Annotated in this window: 22 protein-coding genes and 1 pseudogene; 17 read left to right on the top strand and 6 right to left on the bottom strand. The window is 44.3% G+C overall.

Annotation, left to right across the window (positions count from 1 at the left end; all coding sequences use genetic code 11):
* Positions 1–25 precede the first annotated feature (25 nt).
* From CPG39_RS03270 to CPG39_RS03240, 7 genes are all read left to right on the top strand, one after another.
* Entirely contained in the window at positions 26–1,138 is a 1,113-nt protein-coding gene (locus tag CPG39_RS03270; RefSeq protein ID WP_096292011.1) for an aromatic ring-hydroxylating oxygenase subunit alpha, read from the top strand.
* Between the two features lie 46 nt (positions 1,139–1,184).
* Entirely contained in the window at positions 1,185–2,045 is an 861-nt protein-coding gene (locus tag CPG39_RS03265) for a DMT family transporter (protein ID WP_013647804.1), read from the top strand.
* 85 nt (positions 2,046–2,130) lie between these two features.
* Positions 2,131–2,481, top strand: coding sequence for an STAS/SEC14 domain-containing protein (locus CPG39_RS03260; RefSeq protein WP_096294238.1), 351 nt, complete (start codon positions 2,131–2,133; stop codon positions 2,479–2,481).
* Between the two features lie 54 nt (positions 2,482–2,535).
* Positions 2,536–3,021, top strand: a complete 486-nt coding sequence (locus tag CPG39_RS03255; protein ID WP_096292010.1) for a hypothetical protein — start codon at positions 2,536–2,538, stop codon at positions 3,019–3,021.
* Entirely contained in the window at positions 3,021–3,404 is a 384-nt protein-coding gene (locus CPG39_RS03250) for a SirB2 family protein (RefSeq protein ID WP_096292009.1), read from the top strand. The genes CPG39_RS03255 and CPG39_RS03250 overlap by 1 nt, the downstream gene beginning before the upstream one ends.
* 41 nt (positions 3,405–3,445) lie before the next feature.
* Positions 3,446–3,958, top strand: a complete 513-nt coding sequence (locus CPG39_RS03245; RefSeq protein ID WP_096292008.1) for a GNAT family N-acetyltransferase — start codon at positions 3,446–3,448, stop codon at positions 3,956–3,958.
* 53 nt (positions 3,959–4,011) lie between these two features.
* A complete protein-coding gene (locus CPG39_RS03240) occupies positions 4,012–4,992 on the top strand; it encodes a Kelch repeat-containing protein (protein ID WP_096292007.1) in 981 nt (326 codons plus the stop codon).
* A gap of 137 nt (positions 4,993–5,129) precedes the next feature.
* Here the strand turns inward: CPG39_RS03240 and CPG39_RS14450 are convergent, their stop codons facing one another.
* Complete coding sequence (locus tag CPG39_RS14450; protein WP_096292006.1) at positions 5,130–5,450, bottom strand: hypothetical protein; 321 nt, start codon at positions 5,448–5,450, stop codon at positions 5,130–5,132.
* A 24-nt stretch (positions 5,451–5,474) separates the two neighbouring features.
* Here CPG39_RS14450 and CPG39_RS03230 point away from each other — a divergent pair, with 24 nt between their 5' ends.
* On the top strand, positions 5,475–6,641 hold the full coding sequence (locus CPG39_RS03230; RefSeq protein WP_096292005.1) for a PEP-CTERM sorting domain-containing protein: 1,167 nt from the start codon (positions 5,475–5,477) through the stop codon (positions 6,639–6,641).
* A gap of 189 nt (positions 6,642–6,830) precedes the next feature.
* On the opposite strand, the gene CPG39_RS03225 is transcribed toward CPG39_RS03230, so the two are convergent.
* Both CPG39_RS03225 and CPG39_RS03220 read right to left on the bottom strand, forming a co-directional pair.
* A complete protein-coding gene (locus CPG39_RS03225; RefSeq protein WP_096292004.1) occupies positions 6,831–8,057 on the bottom strand; it encodes an EAL domain-containing protein in 1,227 nt (408 codons plus the stop codon).
* A gap of 161 nt (positions 8,058–8,218) precedes the next feature.
* Positions 8,219–8,629 carry a hypothetical protein gene (locus CPG39_RS03220; RefSeq protein ID WP_231990433.1) on the bottom strand — a complete coding sequence of 137 codons (411 nt, stop codon included), beginning with the start codon at positions 8,627–8,629 and terminating at the stop codon, positions 8,219–8,221.
* 248 nt (positions 8,630–8,877) lie between these two features.
* Between CPG39_RS03220 and CPG39_RS03215 the strand changes: the two genes are divergently transcribed.
* The 7 genes and pseudogenes from CPG39_RS03215 (at position 8,878) to CPG39_RS03185 (ending at position 14,572) form a co-directional block, all read left to right on the top strand.
* On the top strand, positions 8,878–9,537 hold the full coding sequence (locus tag CPG39_RS03215; RefSeq protein WP_096292002.1) for a hypothetical protein: 660 nt from the start codon (positions 8,878–8,880) through the stop codon (positions 9,535–9,537).
* 6 nt (positions 9,538–9,543) lie between these two features.
* Positions 9,544–9,831, top strand: a complete 288-nt coding sequence (locus CPG39_RS03210; RefSeq protein WP_197702897.1) for a hypothetical protein — start codon at positions 9,544–9,546, stop codon at positions 9,829–9,831.
* 315 nt (positions 9,832–10,146) lie between these two features.
* Positions 10,147–11,122 (top strand): annotated as a pseudogene (locus CPG39_RS03205) (IS30 family transposase).
* A gap of 74 nt (positions 11,123–11,196) precedes the next feature.
* Positions 11,197–11,793, top strand: a complete 597-nt coding sequence (locus tag CPG39_RS03200; protein ID WP_096292001.1) for a TetR/AcrR family transcriptional regulator — start codon at positions 11,197–11,199, stop codon at positions 11,791–11,793.
* A 62-nt stretch (positions 11,794–11,855) separates the two neighbouring features.
* A complete protein-coding gene (locus CPG39_RS03195; RefSeq protein ID WP_096292000.1) occupies positions 11,856–12,128 on the top strand; it encodes a DUF4242 domain-containing protein in 273 nt (90 codons plus the stop codon).
* Positions 12,129–12,278: 150 nt separating this feature from the next.
* Complete coding sequence (locus tag CPG39_RS03190) at positions 12,279–14,030, top strand: tetratricopeptide repeat protein (RefSeq protein ID WP_096291999.1); 1,752 nt, start codon at positions 12,279–12,281, stop codon at positions 14,028–14,030.
* Between the two features lie 110 nt (positions 14,031–14,140).
* Complete coding sequence (locus CPG39_RS03185; protein ID WP_096291998.1) at positions 14,141–14,572, top strand: glycine zipper family protein; 432 nt, start codon at positions 14,141–14,143, stop codon at positions 14,570–14,572.
* 66 nt (positions 14,573–14,638) lie between these two features.
* On the opposite strand, the gene CPG39_RS03180 is transcribed toward CPG39_RS03185, so the two are convergent.
* Positions 14,639–15,589 (bottom strand): chemotaxis protein, encoded by a 951-nt coding sequence (locus tag CPG39_RS03180; RefSeq protein WP_096291997.1) that lies wholly within the window; start codon positions 15,587–15,589, stop codon positions 14,639–14,641.
* 33 nt (positions 15,590–15,622) lie between these two features.
* On the opposite strand from CPG39_RS03180, the gene CPG39_RS03175 reads away from it, so the two are divergent.
* Entirely contained in the window at positions 15,623–15,823 is a 201-nt protein-coding gene (locus CPG39_RS03175) for a hypothetical protein (protein ID WP_096291996.1), read from the top strand.
* A gap of 188 nt (positions 15,824–16,011) precedes the next feature.
* Positions 16,012–17,430 (top strand): C13 family peptidase, encoded by a 1,419-nt coding sequence (locus CPG39_RS03170; protein WP_096291995.1) that lies wholly within the window; start codon positions 16,012–16,014, stop codon positions 17,428–17,430.
* 148 nt (positions 17,431–17,578) lie between these two features.
* Here the strand turns inward: CPG39_RS03170 and CPG39_RS03165 are convergent, their stop codons facing one another.
* Positions 17,579–18,196 (bottom strand): hypothetical protein, encoded by a 618-nt coding sequence (locus CPG39_RS03165; RefSeq protein ID WP_145956200.1) that lies wholly within the window; start codon positions 18,194–18,196, stop codon positions 17,579–17,581.
* Positions 18,197–18,200: 4 nt separating this feature from the next.
* On the bottom strand, positions 18,201–18,740 hold the full coding sequence (locus CPG39_RS03160) for a glutathione peroxidase (RefSeq protein WP_096291993.1): 540 nt from the start codon (positions 18,738–18,740) through the stop codon (positions 18,201–18,203).
* Positions 18,741–18,752 lie beyond the last annotated feature (12 nt).

The following is an 18,752-nucleotide window of genomic DNA, read 5'->3' as shown; positions in this document are numbered from 1 at the left end:
ACTAGGGAGAATATAGGGTATTAATATGTCAAATATGGCTGAGGTCTCACAACTGACTGAAATGTCGGCGCAACTCCCCATTGACTGGTACCTGGATCCAAAAATTCTTGAAATTGAGAAACTTATCCTTTTTGATCAAGGGCCGGGATACGTGGGTCATGAAGTAATGGTGCCAAATATAGGGGATTATTATGTGCCGGAACGAATGGAGAAAGCTAGAGTGTTGGTGCGCAATGAACAAGGGATTGAATTGCTTTCCAATGTTTGCCGGCATCGGCAAGCCCTGTTATTGAATGGTAGAAGCAATACCAAAAGCATTGTGTGCCCTATTCATCGCTGGACGTATGCGCTGGATGGAAAACTGTTGGGTGCACCGCATTTTGATCAGAATCCTTGTCTCAATCTTGCAAAAACATCGCTGCAAAACTGGAATGGCTTGCTATTTTCCGGTAAGCGCAATGTGTCTCAAGATTTGACAAATCTAAGTACCGATGTTCTTCGGGGTTTTGACTTTTCCGGTTACTTGATGGATCGCGTACAGGTCGAACATTATGATTGTAACTGGAAGACCTTTATAGAAGTTTATTTGGAAGATTACCACGTTGATTCGTTTCATCCGGGTCTGGGTCATTTCGTCAATACCGAGAAACTCAATTGGGAGTTTGATAATTGGTACAGTGCACAAACCGTAGCCATTAATAGCGCACGTCTGCAAAAACCAGGCAGTCCCGTATATGCCACATGGCATGAGCAAGTGCTGCAGCAAACTGAAGGAAAGATGCCGTCACATGGCGCCATATGGCTGTTATATTTTCCCAATATCATGCTTGAGTGGTACCCCTATACACTGGTCATTAGTACGATATTGCCAACCGGGATTGAAAGTTGCATGAATGTCGTTGAGTTCTATTATCCGGAAGAAATTGCCCTATTCGAACGCGATTTTGTGGAGGCTGAACAAGCGGCCTATAGAGAAACCGCACGCGAGGATGAAGAAATCTGTCGATCTATAACCGCAGGTCGGCGTGCATTATATGCTCAGAATCTTAGCGAAAGCGGGCCCTATCAAATGCCAATGGAAGCCGGAATGGAACATTTTCATCAATTCCTGCGACGTGAGATCGAACCCCACCTTTGATGTGATCGTTCATTTGTAATTAACAATATTTAAGGAAGTCGGATTAATGCGCTCAATGTGGATGTTGGTTGCTGCATTTATGTTTGCTTTTATGGGTGTGTTGGTTAAACTCGGCGCTGCTTATTTTTCCAGTACCGAACTGGTATTTTATCGATCGTTATTTGGTGTCTGGATAACCTACCTGATCCTTCGTTTTTATCGCTTGTCGATACGCACGCCACATTGGCGGATTCACTGTTGGCGCGGAGTAACGGGTCTGGTCAGCCTATTGATGTTCTTTTATTGCTTAACGCAGTTGCCGTTAGCCACTGCCGTTTCGCTGAATTATACCTGGCCCCTTTTTGCTGCTTTATTTTCTACCTTGATTCTGAAGGAACACATTCACTGGCCGCTGGTCGTGACCGTGATGCTGGGTTTTATGGGAGTAATGCTGTTGTTGCGCCCCACCGTACCTGACGATCAGTGGTTCTCAGGTGTGATGGGAATTGCATCAGGCTTTTTTGCGGCAATTGCATATATCAATGTCAAGCAGTTAGGTAATCTGGGTGAAACGGAATGGCATGTAGTATTTTATTTTACCTTGATTAGCACCATATTAACTGGTGTGTGGCTGCTATTTACTTCATTTAGCCCTATCACCGGCCAAGGATTGCTGCTGTTACTCGGAATCGGCCTGGTCGCAACCCTGGCGCAATTAGCGATGACGCGTGCTTATCATCAAGGTGTTACCCTGGTGGTATCATCGTTGGGTTATAGTACAGTGTTGTTTTCCAGCCTTTGGGGAGTTTGGTACTGGAATGAAATTCTATCGCCAATTGCCTGGCTGGGCATGGGGTTGATTGTTGCAGGGGGATTATTCAGCGGTATCTTAGGTTTTAAATTGACGCCGACTGTTACCTCAAAATGACTTTATAGTGACTTGTCAGCAGGCAAAATTTGCACCAATCCGTTTAATTGCCTATGATGAGCTCGTTATCATTTGGGATGGAATTATGATTACTATTCAGAAAAAGGACAATCTGGTAATTGTTGCGGTCATTGGGGAGTTCACTTTGACCGATTACCACGAGTTTGAGCAACAGGTACTCTACAAGTCACATTTTGATGGCAAGGTAAATCTTTTATTTGATTGGCGTGACATGCTCGATTACACCGTTGATGTCGCTTGGGAAGAAATCAAGTTCATGCGCGATCATGGCAGCGAGTTTAACCGGGTGGCGGTTGTCACGGATGACGAATGGCAAACTTGGGGTACCTGGGTTTTTAATTTATTTGTGAGTGCCAACGTAGCAGTGTTTCATAATTATGAAGAAGCTGAGGTATGGGTTTCGGAAAATGAGTGAGCGGCAGATTCATTTCATTCTCTATAGTAGTGTTTGTGAACGATAATAATCATTATGGATGAATTGATACTTGCCCGGGTATTGCATGTTCTGGGTGTGGTTTTGTGGATTGGTGGCGTGGCGATGGTAACGCTAGTGCTGTTGCCGATGCTCGCGCGCTTGCCGTCGGCAACGGAAGCGATGGAAATTTTTGCTCGTTTCCGGCAGCGTTTTGCCGCGCAAGCACGGATTTCTACATTGATCGTTGGCTTAACTGGTTTTTACATGGTATATGCGTTGGATGTGTGGCAACGCTTTGTACAATGGCAATATTGGTGGATGCATACCATGGTGTTAATCTGGCTGTTGTTTAGCGTCATGTTGTTTGTTATGGAGCCACGTTCCCGTCGCCAAGCTGCAGTATCCGTGCAGAAAAATATCTCTCCTGAAATGTTTGTCAGCATTCAGCGTAAGCATATGATCTTATTGATACTCAGCTTGATCACCATAGCCGGTGCCGTGACCGGTAGCCATGGATGGTTAATCCCTGGGAATCGATAATGGATTATGCGTTATTAAAAATGATTCATGTCGGCAGTGTGATTTTAAGTTTCTCATTATTCTTCTTGCGCGGTATCTGGTTGATTCAGGGTTCCCAAAACCTGCACCAGCGTTGGGTCAGGATTCTGCCGCATATCAATGATACGCTATTACTTATCAGTGCCATTCTGTTGGCGATCGCAATCCAGCAAAATCCGCTCGAACATGCTTGGCTGGCTGCAAAGATATCCGGTTTGCTGGTGTATATCGGCTTGGGCATGGTAGCGATGCGTTTTGGCAAAACCCGCAAAGCCAGGATTACTTCGTGGATAGCTGCGCTCTGCGTGTTTGCGTATATTGCCCTGGTCGCATTAACCAAAAGCCCCGTCTTGGGTATTGGCTAGACTTCTCTAGCGCTATATTTCAGAGCATTGAGTACGGCCGAATGAATTTTTCTACTTTTCGTCTTGAAAAGGCCAGTTATCACCAGGCGCAAGCTATTAGCGATCTCATCAATCAGACCTATCGCGGAAAAGTCGGATGGACCACAGAAGCTGCGATTATTCAGGGAGATAGAACTGATCGGCTGGAAATAGAAACTGCCATGAGGCACTCTGATGCCTTTTTCTTTGTTGCTTATCAATCATTCATGCTGGTGTCATGTATTTATGTGGCAAAAGAAAAAGAGCATGCGTACATCGGTTTTTTCTCAGTTCATCCCAGCTTGCAGCAACAGGGATTTGGCAAATATATGCTTGAATATGCGGAAGCCTTTGCTTATAACATAATGCAAGTGCGCAAATTTAGCATGTTCGTAGTGTCACAGCGTCCGGAATTGATCGCATTTTACCAACGTAGAGGCTACCGTTTGACTGGTCAAGTAGAGGCTTATCCGTCTCATTTGGGCATACCGAAAGCTTCTAACCTGACAATTGATTATCTGGAAAAGGTTGTGTAAGGTAGAACCTGATCCTTGCGGTTATCATTCAGCCAATCATAAGGAAGCATGCCATGTCAAAATTAAAATTTCTGATTGCCTTATTGGTTCTTTGCAACACTATACTGGCACATGCGGAATCCGTTAGTCCTGGAGTTTGGCATAATGCAGCACCCACATTGGATAAACGCACTGAAATTGCAGCCGCTGCATTGAACGGGAAAATTTATGCAGTGGGGGGATTCAGTCAGCCGAGCCTGGGCAATGTGCTGGATTTTGCCATCAGTCGCATGGTGGAAGTCTATGATCCCGCTGCCGATACCTGGGCTGAAACAACGCCGCTACCGGAGGGCCGACATCATGCCGGAATTGCCGCTCTAAATGGGCATCTATATGTGGTTGGCGGCTTTACTAAAGGCGGTTTATCGGTGTGGCGCGCAGTTGCCACTCTCTATCAATTTAATCCGGTTAATCAAACTTGGCGCGAACTGAAACCTATGCCTACTGCGCGTGGCGCATTAGGTGTGGCGGTACATCAAGGTCGCCTTTATGCCATTGGCGGGTACGACGGCGACAACAACTCCGCGGCTGTAGAAGTGTTCGATCCGCGAACCAACATTTGGACTTCTGCCGCAGCGATGCCGACAGCACGCGATCATTTGGCGATTGTGACTGCAGGCGATAAGATTTATGCCATTGGCGGGCGTCCGGACCTGAATTATCGTAAGAATATGGATGTGGTCGAAGCCTATGATTTAGCCACGAATCAATGGCAGGCGCGCGCCAAGTTACCGACCGCACGAAGTGGCATTGCTGCTGGCGTGATCGACGGGCGCATTTACGTGGTGGGAGGTGAATCCGGTGAAGGCACGTTCAATACGCATGAAATGTACTTGCCGGACGAGGATCGTTGGGTTGTATTGCCACCCATGCCGACAGCCCGTCATGGTTTAGGCGCGGCTGTAGTCAATGGCCGGTTGCATGTCATCAGCGGCGGTTTGACGCCTGGGGCATCGTTCAGCCAAGTACATGAGGTGTTTGTACCCACTCGTTAATCTCGGCTATCTCTATAATGAAATTCTCATTGCCAGGCGCATGACTATAGCTCTGTTATAAATATATTAACCTATTGATTAATGAAAATTTTATTGTAAAAAGGAAGTGCTTGGCAGAACATTGGATTGCCAGTATGTTATTTTATTGTAAAGGTGCTAATTTTTAGGTAAGTGGAAAGCGAAGTTTTCATAATTCCTTCCTTCCGAATGAGTGCTTTTGCAGCACAGAATGATTGCTGCACTATGGCGCGGTGCATCGGTAAGTGTCCATAAGATCCACTATCATTCATATTACAACAATAAAATAACTTTAGAGCGATATCATGAACATTAAATGAGACCTTTGCACGGTTACTACGCGGCACGATAATTGCGTTAAAAATTTGCGAAAAATGCTCATTTACCCCGTGTAAACTCCGCTTTTTCGCAAATTTTTGCCTTATTCTCGTACCGCTCATGACACCGTGCAAAGGTCTCAATATTTGAAATTCAAACGTACAGCAATTGTTTTTGCCGCAATTTATGCAATCTCAGCGCCCGCATTGGGCTATGCGGATTGGTCATTAACTAAATTAGGTACATTGGGTGGTGCAAGCAGCTTTGCATCTGCGCTTAATGATGTCGGGCAAGTAGTGGGAGCCTCAGAGTTTGTGCCTGGAGGTAAAGATCGTGCTGCTCATGCTTATATCACCGGTTCCGATGGGATCGGAATGACTGATTTAGGAGCCATAAGAAGATTTTCCTTTGCTCAAGATATTAATGAGACTGGACAGGTGGTGGGAGCTACAACTGTTGACAGAGTTACTGGATTTGAACATGCTTTTATTACCGGTTTGAATGGCGCCGGCTTGATTGACCTAGGCACTTTAGGGGGTGGTAATAGCCGCGCTCTCGGTATCAACGATTCCGGACAGGTAGTAGGAAGGTCAGAGATTACACTGGCAAATAATACATCTCATGCTTTTGTTACCGGCGCTAATGGTGCCGGAATGACTGATTTGGGTACTCTAAGTACACTAACTGGGAGATTCAGTGAAGCTAATGCTATTAATAATTCCGGGCAAGTAGTGGGGTGGTCTCATACAGATGAAGGTTATTCTCATGCTTTTATTACGGGTCCTAATGGAGTGGGTATGACTGATCTTGCATTATCCTTAGGATTGGTATCGGAATCGAACAGTATTGCTTACGACATTAACAATTCCGGGCAGGTTGTTGGATCGTTTAATGTTTCACCCACACTTACCCATGGTTTTGTTACAGGGCCTGATGGTGTGGGAATGATTGATCTGAGTACTACTTTTTTTGATGGAAAGGGAAGCAATGCCTTTAGTATTAACGATGCTGGTGAAGTGTTGGTAAGCGTCGAAGTTAATAGCAATACTTTTGATACTTTTCTTTACAGAGATGGAAAGATGATAAATCTCGACTTATTAGATGTCTTTGTTACATCGGGATATAAAGCTTTTGGATTTAGTGATCTCAATAATAATGGGCAGATTGTCGGTACAGGTGTATATAATTTATTTTCCCCTAGTTCTGAAGCATTTCTGCTATCTCCAGTACCCGAACCTGAAACCTATGCCATGCTATTGGCTGGCTTAGGCTTAATCGGATTCATGGTACGGCGAAGAGCGGCTGGTATGTAGATTGGCATGATGTGAATTTGGAATGGGAGCATGGCTTCCCATTCCATTTTTTCTGTAAAGTGCCCGTTTAGCTATAAATCGGGGAATTGCAGCTGAGACATTATGCTATGCAGGATTTAATTTATTCCAAAGAGTTATATTAGTAATCTAATTGTTTTGAGAATAATCTTGAATTGCCAATTGGTTCAACTAGTTCGGTGCGACGATTAATTCGGTATGTACCTTGTTTTGCCATTCGTTCATCCAGAGGAGGAAGTCATCAGGCAGCAACGGTCCGGAAATAAAATTACCTTGAGCCATATCGCATCCTGTTTCTCTCAATAATTCCCAATCGTTGCGATCCTCGACGCCTTCCGCCACGATATCCATGCCCAGTTGCTTGCCCATTGATAGACTGGCGTCGTAAATGGCGCGCAATGTGTCATCTTCACGGGCGCGATGCACAAAGCCCTGATCGATTTTAAGTTCATTGAAAGGAATGTCGCGTAATTGCGCTAATGATGAATGTCCGGTACCAAAATCGTCAATTGACAAATGGAATCTTTTGAGACGTAGGCGTGTCAGGATTTCCAGGGGGATACGTGTATCGGTTCCCATTAGTTGACTTTCAGTGACTTCGAGTACGATTTTTTGTGGCGGGAGTCCGCTTTCGGTTACCAGATTAACCACGAAATCCTGGAAATCCAGTGAGGCCAGATTTTCCATCGAAACATTAATTCCAATCCGTAATGTCAACCCGTTCTCATGCCATTGCTTGGCCTGAGTTATGGCCTGCTGCAGAACTTGGTGCGTCAAATCGTCTATTAAATTATTTTCTTCTGCAATGTGAATGAATCGATCAGGCAAAATGATCCCATCTTTCGGATGATGCCAGCGGACTAATGTTTCCGCTCCGATAACGTCGCCCGTTGCAACCGATACTTTGGGTTGGTAATAATTGACTAATTCATGATGGGCAAGAGCGGATTGAATATCCGCGGCAGTATAAATTTTCTGGCTGGGTAGCTGCCCGGCTGAAGAATCAGGTTTCCACTGTTGCAATATTTCAGATAATTTTTCAGGACTTACAGGCTTGAGAAGGTAACCCAGCATGGATATTTTATGAGCATGAACCAGCCTCTCGGCAGTTTTCAGCATGCGTTCGTCTTCACCGCTGACAAGAATCAACTTACCGTGATATTGTCGATCTACCAGATAACGCACAAACTCAATGCCATCCATATCCGGCATGTTTAAATCGAGTAGAATCAAATCCGGACGGGTGTCGATGTGATCGATTTTTCTCAGAGCATCCGAACCGTTATCGCAAGTGACGACGGAAGTATAATCTAGCTTGGCTAGCATGCGTGTCAGAAGTTTGAGCATGAAGGTGTCGTCATCGAGGATCATTATTTTGACGTTGGATGCACTAACCATGACTTGCCTTTATTATTTTATAAGTTTGAAAGAGATGCACAATTACTTTCTGCATTAACGTACGATCATACACCGTGTCATAAAAAAAATGATAATAATCACTCTTACCCATATTTCATAAATTGAAGAATTGCTTTTATAAGCTGCATCATATTGATTGTTTAGCGTACTTGATATCCCATGACTCTGATAATCTCCCACTTGAAATCATGCACATGAACATCATCACCTGTAAGTGGCATGGAAAGGGCGCCTTTCGTCATTGGGGCTAACTCCAGGTTGATTTGATGTTGTTTTGCTTCGTGCGACATATTTGCATGCATGTGCGTCTGGTGATGATCATGGATCGGGGTCATGCTGACAACCAGCTGTTTCACATGATAATGTTCATTGCCATTGTAGATGGTGCCACTAAAAATACCCCAGCCGAATCCTGCATCAATTTTAAGTTGTTGAATCGCTTCCGCGGGTAATTCGATCAGACTTGTGTGTTGCGCATCGGATTGTTGGCAGCAATCTGACGCAGTAAGAGATTCGTTAGTCAATGCAGGCGACGAAACGGTCATTAACATTATAATCAATATAGGGAGTCCCCTTGATTGTGATAGATTAGTCATTCCAAATCCTTAACAGAGAAGTATTTGACAGCGATTATAAATCAACGAACCTAATTTTATTGGTTCAGAAATAGCTAACTGATCGAATTCGTATAAAAATTAATGTCTACGCATCTTAAAAAAATGAATATTTCTGGGTGTCGGATAATATGATGCTTCAAAATATTTGTTGAACTTTTAATCCATTCATTCTGGAGGTGTTCATGAATCAGAAAATATTTTCGATCATGTTGGCGGTGTCTTTATTAACGGGGTGCGCATCGATACCCTCTGAAGCTCCGGAGCTTTCGGCACAGCTCGGCACCCGGATTTCTTCGTTAGAAGCAGCGCACGTCAGGCTTCTGCAAGAGTTTTTTCGCGATAAAAGGCTGCGCGTCGATGACTTTGTGCAAGAAGTATGGGTACCGATATTTGCCCGGGAGTTTTTCAGTGACCCCAGGGTCGATGCAACTTGGAAGCAAGTTGTTAAGTCACAAGATGCAACCGATCGACTAACCTTTATTACGCTCGTCGGACCTAAGCTACAAGTAAAAATTAATCAAAAGCGTGTCGAGCTGATTCAGCCGCTGGATGAGCTTGAAGCGGCAATACGAAGCAAACTTAAATCGGAGTATGATCAGGCACGAGCGATTAATAATTCACTGACCGCTTTTCTGCAGTCCGCATCAAAAGTCGAGGAAAACAGAAAGCGTTACCTCGATATGATCGGGGCGGCAAGCTCGGATGTCGATAAATTCGTCACCCAAACCGATCTAGCTGTATCCGAGTTGGTTGTTGCTGCGCGTAGTATTGAAGATCGCGTGCAAGATGCGGAGAAATATCGCGAAAAGATCAAAATGATTCTTGATAAACTAGGCAAATGAGGTGTGATGATGACAATTGATTGGGATAAATTTCAAGCGGAATTGGATCAGGTCATTAATGAAGCGGGAAATAGAACGGATAATAAGCTTGCGGGAAAAATTTCAGTCATTACCCGCTTATCGGACGATGAAATAGAGAAACTTTTTCCAGACCCGGCTGAAGTCAAGAAGCTTGCGGCGTTGATGGAAATCATTAAGCGTTCTGGTGATCAGAACGAGAAAATCAATAAAATTGTTGATAATGCCGACGAGTTTGGCGGGATTATTCTCAAGTTGCTTACCAAGTTTGTATAGCAGCAATATTCTATATCTGGTACGCATTCTGTTGTGCAGTGCTGGCTGTAACGATTCGCTCCGTTTTATAAAAGTTGTGATTTATCGATGCTGATTTGCAAGCCGACCTACGATGGATCTAGTGCACCTTTAACAGAATGCAGAATAAGAAGAAACCGTGTTGTCAATGAGTTATTAAATTAGTGAATGTGTTCCATTAGAAGAATCATCAATGTATGGCGGATTCAGCTATGAAGTGCAACTTTTGTAAGGAAGTTTATAGGCAAGCTGCGGTAGTATCGGAGCTGCTTAAACGACCAAGTAAAAGGAGCACAGATGAAGCACTACAAGCAGCTCACCGAAGAGCAACGATACCAGATTTCTGGTTTGAAGAAAGCGGGATTGAATCAATCGCAAATTGCGGATGAGGTGGGGGTACACAAATCAACGATATCTCGGGAATTCGGACGAAACAAAGGCCATCGTGGCTGGTGTCCAAGGCAGGCGCAGGAATTACGGGATGAGCGTCGAAAGCAATGCATCAATGTACAGCGTCGCTCATTGCTGGAATGGGCGGAAGTTGAACGACTGATTCGGTTGGATATGAGCCCGGAACAAGCATCTTGCCGACTTGCACTGGAATGCGGATTGAGAATCAGCCATGAGACGATCTACGTGCACATTTATGAAGACAAACGCCGTGGTGGCGACCTGTGGCAACACTTGCGCTGCCAGAAACCACGCAGGAAACGTTACGCGGGTGGTCAAGAGCGCCGGGGCACGATCAAGAACCGGATCGGCATTGACGAACGCCCGGGGATTGTCGATCAGAAGAGCCGCATAGGTGACTGGGAAGGCGACACCGTGATCGGCAAGAACCATCGAGGCGCATTGGTCACATTGGCTGAACGGAAGTCGCGCTACATACTGGCGGCCCAAGTACCCTGCAAATAGGCATCGGGTGTGACGGCAGCGATAACGCGGCTACTGCATCCCCATAAAGACAAGTACTACACCATGACATTCGACAACGGAAAAGAGTTTACGGAGCATGAAACCATCTCGGCGAAACTCGATACGGATGTTTATTTCGCTCACACTTACCATTCATGGGAGCGTGGCTTGAACGAGAACAGCAACGGGTTACTGCGCCAATATTTCCCCAAGGCAATGGAATTAATCGAGGTTACCCAAGAACAAGTGCAATGGGCGGTGGATAGACTCAATCATCGACCACGCAAAGTACTTGGATTCAGAACTCCGTTTGAGATATTCTTCGGGAAGACGGTGCGCTATACCAAATCACCGTTAGGTGTTGCACCTCGAAATTGAATCCGCCTATTTTTATTGATTGACATATGAGACAACTGGTCGTATTATATTTCCATGTCAAAATCAACCAAAAAAGAATTTAATCGCGAGAGCTTGCTGAATCAGGGGGTAACCTTATTCATGGGGCAAGGTTATCATGGTACCGGATTACAGGAAATTCTCGATGCAGTGAACGTTCCCAAGGGTTCCTTTTATAATTATTTTGATAGCAAAGAAGATTTCGGGGCTGATGTCATCCAGCATTATATCGGTCCATTTATTACGCAATTAGCCGGGCATTTGGATAATTCTGATACGGATGCGCTCGGCGCAATTCGAGGTTATTTCAATGAGCTCATTGCAGAGCTTGAGAAAAATGAGTTTAAGGGAGGGTGTCTTTTAGGCAATCTGATGGGTGAATTGGGAGATAGTAGCCAAGTGTGCCAGCAATCTCTTCAAGCAGCGGTCAAACGTTATCAGCAACTGCTGCAGCTTGGATTAGAGAAAGCGCAACGGCAAGGAACGGTCAGATTAGATAAATCGGCTGAAGAAATGGCTGATTTATTGATAAATGCTTGGCAAGGCGCTTTATTGCGGATGAAAATAGAAAAATCATCCACTCCGGTTAAACAATGCTGTCACGATTTGTTGGGAGATTACTTCATGGCTTAATTTTTTACATAATTAAAATACGACTGGTCATGTTAATTTAATCAATCTTATTGGAAGCCACTATGCCAAAATATATTATCGAACGTGAAATTCCTGGAGCAGGATCATTGACATCGCAGGATCTGCAAGCTATTTCTCAAAAATCATGCGGTGTATTGAGCAATATGGGTGCACGAGTTCAATGGCTAGAAAGCTATATAACGGATGATAAAGTCTATTGCATCTACATCGCGCCGGATGAAGCGGCCGTCAGAGCACACGCTGAACAAGGTGAGTTTCCAGCCAACCGTGTTTCTCGAATCAAGACGGTGATTGATCCAACTACGGCTGAATAGAGGCTGGAAATTATGCTTGTTTATGCGCGCTGGTTTTCCACGGTATTCCTGGCTATGTATAAAAAACTGACTTGTTATATCGTTTTTTAGCAAACCGGAGGCAAGTAGCTATAGCCATTGCGTAATGGCAATTTATTCAAGGGGTATATCATGCAATTTTATACTGCTGTTCGTTTCACACTATTCATTTTGATGTTGATTTTAGCAACTATTTGCGAATCATTCGCCGAGGCCGAAGTATCAGAAGATATAAGGCCAAAACAATTAGCTGCTGGAGAATCGGAACGAGAGCATCAGCATGATGTGGCATCTGAATCAGAATATAGATCAGGTACGGATGGTCAGCTTGCTCCCAGGTTGCTCAACCTGGGTTCCCACACATTCCCGGTCAGCACACGTAATCCACTAGCGCAACAATACATCAACCAGGGTCTTAATCTCGCTTATGCATTCAACCATGCAGAGGCACGCCGGGCATTCCGCGAGGCGGCGCGGTTGGAGCCCGACCTTGCAATAGCATACTGGGGCCAGGCACTGGTACTTGGTCCCAATATCAACGCAATGATGGAACCGAATGAAGAACCCAATGCTTTGAAGATCATGCAAAAGGCCAAAGCGCTGATGATAAATGCGTCACCGAAAGAGCAAGCATTGATCAGTGCTCTTGAAAAACGCTATTCAGGGCGATCTGAGCATCGGGAAGCAAATGATAAAGCTTATGCGCAGGCCATGAAGGAGGTGCTTCATCGCTTCCCGCACGATGAGGATGTAGCAATGCTGTATGTAGAGTCCATGATGGATCTGCGACCCTGGGGCTACTGGATGCTGGATGGCCAACCTTATGAAGGAACAGCAGAGATCGTGGCATTGACTGAAGCAGTGTTGCGGCGCAATCCGGAGCATCCCGGTGCTTTACATATGTATATCCATTTGATAGAACCGACTGATACCCCCGAGCGTGCTGAGCAAGCAGCTGATAAATTGTTGACGCTGATGCCTGAAGCAGGGCATATGATACACATGTCATCGCATATTTATCAGCGTGTGGGCCGCTATGCCGACTCAATAAAAAGTAACCAGCTTGCAATCGCGGCAGATGAGGGTTACATCGCGCAATGTCAGGCGCACGGTGTATATCCGATGGTGTACTATCCGCACAATATTCACTTTCTCTGGTTTGCAGCGACATTGGATGGTCAAAGCAAGCTTGCTATCAGCGCGGCACAGGAAACAGCCAGTAAGATTGGCGATGAAGTATTGGAAACGATACCGTTGACAGCAATATTCCGTGTAACGCCTTATTGGGCACTTGCACGATTTGGATACTGGCAGGAAATTCTCGCTGTACCTCCACCTCCCACAACCAATCTGTTTTTAACCGGAAGCTGGCATTATGTGCGTGGACTCGCATTTGTTGCGACAGAACAATTACAGCATGCCGAGCAAGAATTGGAGACATTGCGCAAGATTATGAAAGATCCTTCGTTGGATAGTCCGTTGCTCTCTAAAAATACGACTAAGACTGTACTGAGCGCTGCGCCTGAAGTTCTCGCCGGAGAAATTGCCGCTGCCCATGGAAAATTTGATCAAGCTATTGCACATCTTGAAAAAGCGGTGCGTCTGGATGATGCTTTGGTGTATACCGAACCAGCAGAATTTCACTTGCCGCCACGTTTGGCATTGGGCGCTGTTCTTTTGGAATCAGGACGACCGAATGAAGCAGAAATAGTTTATTGGGAAGATTTGCGCCGGAATCGCAACAACGGATGGGCGCTTTACGGTTTAGCGCAGGCATTGCAAGCGCAAAACAAAATGGATGAAGCGGCAATTATCACGGCACGTTTTGAGCAAGCATGGGCGCGCGCAGACATTAAACTGCAGGGATCTCGCTTTGGGCGCTAATGAACTAGTATATTGTCAATTGGATTAGTGTGTTTTTTTAAGGATACTATAGACATTTCGGCTATATACTGCTTAACCAGGTAAAAATGTTTACGAGATGAGGATGAACGATGAAATTCGCAACAATATTGATGGCCGGTTTGATTTTTATTGGTGTATCGGCTTGCTCCAGCACGGGACCAGTTTTATATCCCAACACACATTTTTTATCAGTCGGTAAAAATTCTGCGGAGAGGGATATTGAGGCATGTGAACGGCTGGCTGAATCGGCAGGCGCCCGGGAAGGCAGGGGGAAGATGGGAGATGTGGCGACTAGTACGGCTATGGGCGCCGGTGTAGGTGCTGCCAGCGGTGCAGCTGGAGGAGCTATATATGGATCGGTGGGTCAAGGCTCACTGATTGGTGCTGCCAGCGGAGCTGTTGCCGGATTGTTGCGAGGAATTCTGTTCTCTACAAGACCCTCGCAACCGAGCCAGGCATATGCAAACTTTGTGTCTCGTTGTTTGGAGGAGAAAGGTTATGAAGTTACCGGTTGGCAATAAACGCGATAACTTCGTCGGTTTTTCCCTATTCGCGAGTTGATGAATTGTTATAAAATTGACGCTGTTTTATGACAATACCTTTCTCATTGCATCAGCTAATTCCTCTGCGACAAATTTAGCGACATACGCATCTGCACCTACCGATTTTACGTGATTTTCGTTTGCTTCACCCGTCAAGGAGGAATGTATTATCACCGGAATGGATTTATATCGCTGATCGCTCTTGATGTAGCGGGTAAGCGTGAACCCATCCATTTCCGGCATTTCCAGGTCAGTCAAGATTAAAGCAACCTTGTCATGAATGGTTTTACCTTCCGTTGCGGCAATATCCGACATGGATTGAATTTTGGACCAAGCTTCGAGTCCGGTCTTGGTCATTACATACGGTACTTCCAGTGCTTTCAGTGCATTTTCAATCAAGCTGCGTGCCAAGGGTGAATCATCAGCGGCTAAGATTACTTTTCCGGCAGGGAGGGTTATTTTGCTGCCGATATTTTGGGATACCATCTCGTCAGCAGAGTTGGGAAGTACATCGCGCAAGATCTGCTCAACATCCAGTACTTGGGCTAAGCGGGAGCCTTCTTTATCACCATCAAGCCGCGCGATACTGGTGATCAAGTTACCACCCTTGCCTTCTGCAGCGATTACTTGATTCCAGTCCAGGCGTGCAATTTCATTGACTTCCTCGACTGCGAAAGCTTGCGTCGAACGCGCATATTCGGTGACTAAAAGTATGGAAGTTCCTTTGCTTGGATTGCAACCTACAACTTTTGGCAAATTTATGACCGTAATGACTTGACCGCGAATATTGGCGATGCCCATTACATGCGGGGGGGCGTTTGCTATTTCCGTGATGTCTGGCATCACCAGGATTTCACGCACCTTAAAAACGTTAATGCCGAATAGTTCCCGATGATTGGTACCTGGAGCTTCGCCTAATCTGAACAGCAACAATTCAAATTTGTTGTTGGCAGTCAGATTGGTGCGTTCATCAATCTCATGTAAGGCTGTGCTCATAGTGTGCTCTCCAAATTTGTTAAGCAAGTTAGAATGAATAATCGTGTGCGGTATCGGCTAAAGTTACGGGATCTTGAAAAATATGACGAAACGGTTGTTTTCCAGGCATTAACGGGTGTAAGTCGTAAATGCGATCAACTAGTCGGATACTTTCTTGTCAAATTAAGGAGCAAAGATGCTTTCTTTAGAAAAATTCCAGGCCGGTTTATTATCACTGCAGTGAGTATTTTTTGATTGGTTGAATAAGGTCTATTTTTGTTGCTTTTTCGTTGGTTTCTGAAGAAGCGCTTTAGCTTGAGCTTTGATAGCAAAAGTATGAAAAAATGATTGTGAGTGCGCTGATGGCATCTTTATTTAGAATGAGTTAATGCCGTACTTAGTTGGGTTTGTTGTATTGGCCGATATTAACCCTGGAGATAAACATGGATTTATATGCAAGTATTCCTAAAGAGCTGAAGCAATCTGGGGCAATTAAAGAACTTCAAACCTTATTTCTGAATCTTGCCTGTGGCATAAAACTGTTAATGTTCCATCGTAATATTATTGATCGGGTAACGGTTTCGCATGATCAGTTCGTTTTGCTCTTGGGTTTTTATGTCTTAACAACACTTGCTGCTTCGTATGTAATGACACCCAATCCGGTTTTCGGGTGGTTTGGTTTGGGATATATAGGTGTGGAGCTACTGGGAGTTCTTCTGGTGGGGTTTGTACTGGCAAAGCTTTGTGATAAACAAGACTACTTATTACGGTTCCTGACTATCACATACAGCATATTGCCTTTTTTTTATCTCTTTTCTATTGTGGTTATACCTTTCTTACCAGATGCTTACTTTGAAGCTGGGTATATGGTTTATACACTATGGATTCTGGGTGTCTGTTTTTATGTTGCATTGCAGTTATTAAATGGGCAAAAAATTAAGGCACTGCTGATTGTCATGCTTTGGATAGGTGTTTCGTATCCACTGACGAATGTTTCGTTAAGTTTCTGGCATGAGGATTTTGATTATTCAGAAGCGTTGATCGCTTATAATGATGATGAATTAGGCTACGTCAATCAAGAACAGGTTTACTATAACCAGTATCAATTGCTGAATAATGCGCTTAATGCTATCGAACCCGGTGTAAAAGGCATAACCGATCTATTCTTTATCGGGTTTGGCGCTGATTCTTCGCAAGATGTATTCATGAGAGAAGTTATTAATGTACAGAATGTCATGAATCACAACCTTGGCGCGACAGGTCGGTCCATTGCGTTGATTAATAACTTGAAAACAATCGATACAACACCGCTCGCTTCATCCACAAATCTGAAAATTGCATTAAATCACTTAGGCGGTAAAATAAATCCTGAGGAAGATATCGTGCTGTTGTATTTAACCAGTCACGGTTCTTTCGATCATGAGCTTTCAATTAGCATGTGGCCGCTTGAACTCAACGCCATAGGTCCGAATGATATTAGAGCTTATCTGGATGATGCAGGCATACAATGGCGCATTATTTTGGTTTCTGCGTGTTACTCTGGTGCTTTTATTGATGCACTGAAAAATGAAACCAGTCTGATTTTTACTGCTGCAGCTTCAGATAAGGCTTCTTTTGGATGTTCCAGTGAAAATGAATTTACTTATTTTGGTGAAACGTTATTCAAGAATGTAGAAGGCAAGTCATATCAATTCATTGATGGTTTCAATCAAGCGATAGAAAAAATCAAACAACGCGAAATATCGGAGAATCTGATTCCTTCAAACTCTCAATTGTATGTAGGCAATTTGATGAGGGAAAAGTTACAATCACTGGAACATGATATGGTTCGATATGCTCCTGAGAGATTTGGGAGCTTTTAAGCGGGTAGTGATTAAAATTCAGATTACCTTGTTTTAAGTTGAGCAGAGCAGCGGGTTTATTACAGTCTAATTGTAACCGCTTAGTAGGAAGATGCTGAAAAGTGAATTTACTCGGAATTGGCCAGTAATTCCTATGAGTTATTATTTTTCAGAATGGCTCAATGTCGAGTTTTACTGTATAGCGGAAAGGTTCTTTATTTGTTTCGCTGCTTCCAGAAATAATTGCATTACAAGTAATAATTTGGTTACAGACCCCTTTTTCGTGGAGTCTGCGGCGGAAACTTATGGATTCTTCACGATTTAGATAATAGACGGTATACCCAGCAATGTCGATATGAACCACGTCACTGTCAAAAGGGTTACTATTGTCGATTATCAGATGGGCTTTCAGAATATGTGTTTTTGTAATTGGGTTTTCATCCAGATTGATAGCATTTTCCTGTGCCAATTGTTGAAGCACTTGCTGATACGGAGCCGTTGCAATTATGCAGGCAAACTGTCCCGATTCAGGCCAAATATAATTGTTTTCTACCGGCTTTATATGCTGTCGTGAGATTTTTTCCGGTTGAACTGCACTGGCAATTTTGTTTCGATTGGAAATAAGTATCACTGCAGAGATGATTGCTATTGGCAGTATATAAAACTTGTCGAGGCCGGCCCCGGCAATCAGCCCGATAAACAAGGACATGATCAAGAGCGCAAGGATGCTTATTTCCGACTTCTGGTTGTCTGGTAAATCAGACGGAGATCGCTGTTGTTTGTTCATTAATTTATTGCCTTAGCGCTTGTTCGATTGCTGTTACTACAGCTTGGTCGGAAGGCTTGGTGTGCGGACTGAATTGGACGATGAATTGGCCGTCGCGGCCGATTAAATATTTTTGGAAATTCCAGGTCGGATAGGTGCCGGATAATTCAGCCAATTGAACATAAAATGGATGCGCATGGCCTTTTTTTACCGTGGTTTTCTCAAACATTGGGAATTTTACATCGTAAGTCAAGCGGCAGAAATCTTGAATTTCAGCTTCGGTTCCAGGTTCCTGTCCCATAAAATCATTGGATGGGAAACCCAGTACGACCAATCCTTTGGATTGATATTTATCATACAGTTGTTCCAACTCCTCATACTGCGGTGTGTAGCCGCATTTGCTGGCGGTATTTACAACGAGCAACACTTTGCCGACGTAGGTTTCGCATAAATTCACCATTTCCGATGCTGCAAGCTTACGAAAATTCTGGTCCAAAAGTGCATTGTTACAGGCAAGAGCGGAATTCACTAGAGAAAACATGATTAAAGCGAGCAGAATGCGCATGCAAGACCTCCT

This window comes from Nitrosomonas ureae (assembly GCF_900206265.1).
GTDB lineage: Bacteria > Pseudomonadota > Gammaproteobacteria > Burkholderiales > Nitrosomonadaceae > Nitrosomonas > Nitrosomonas ureae_C.
This window is presented reverse-complemented; position numbering and strand designations above follow the sequence as displayed.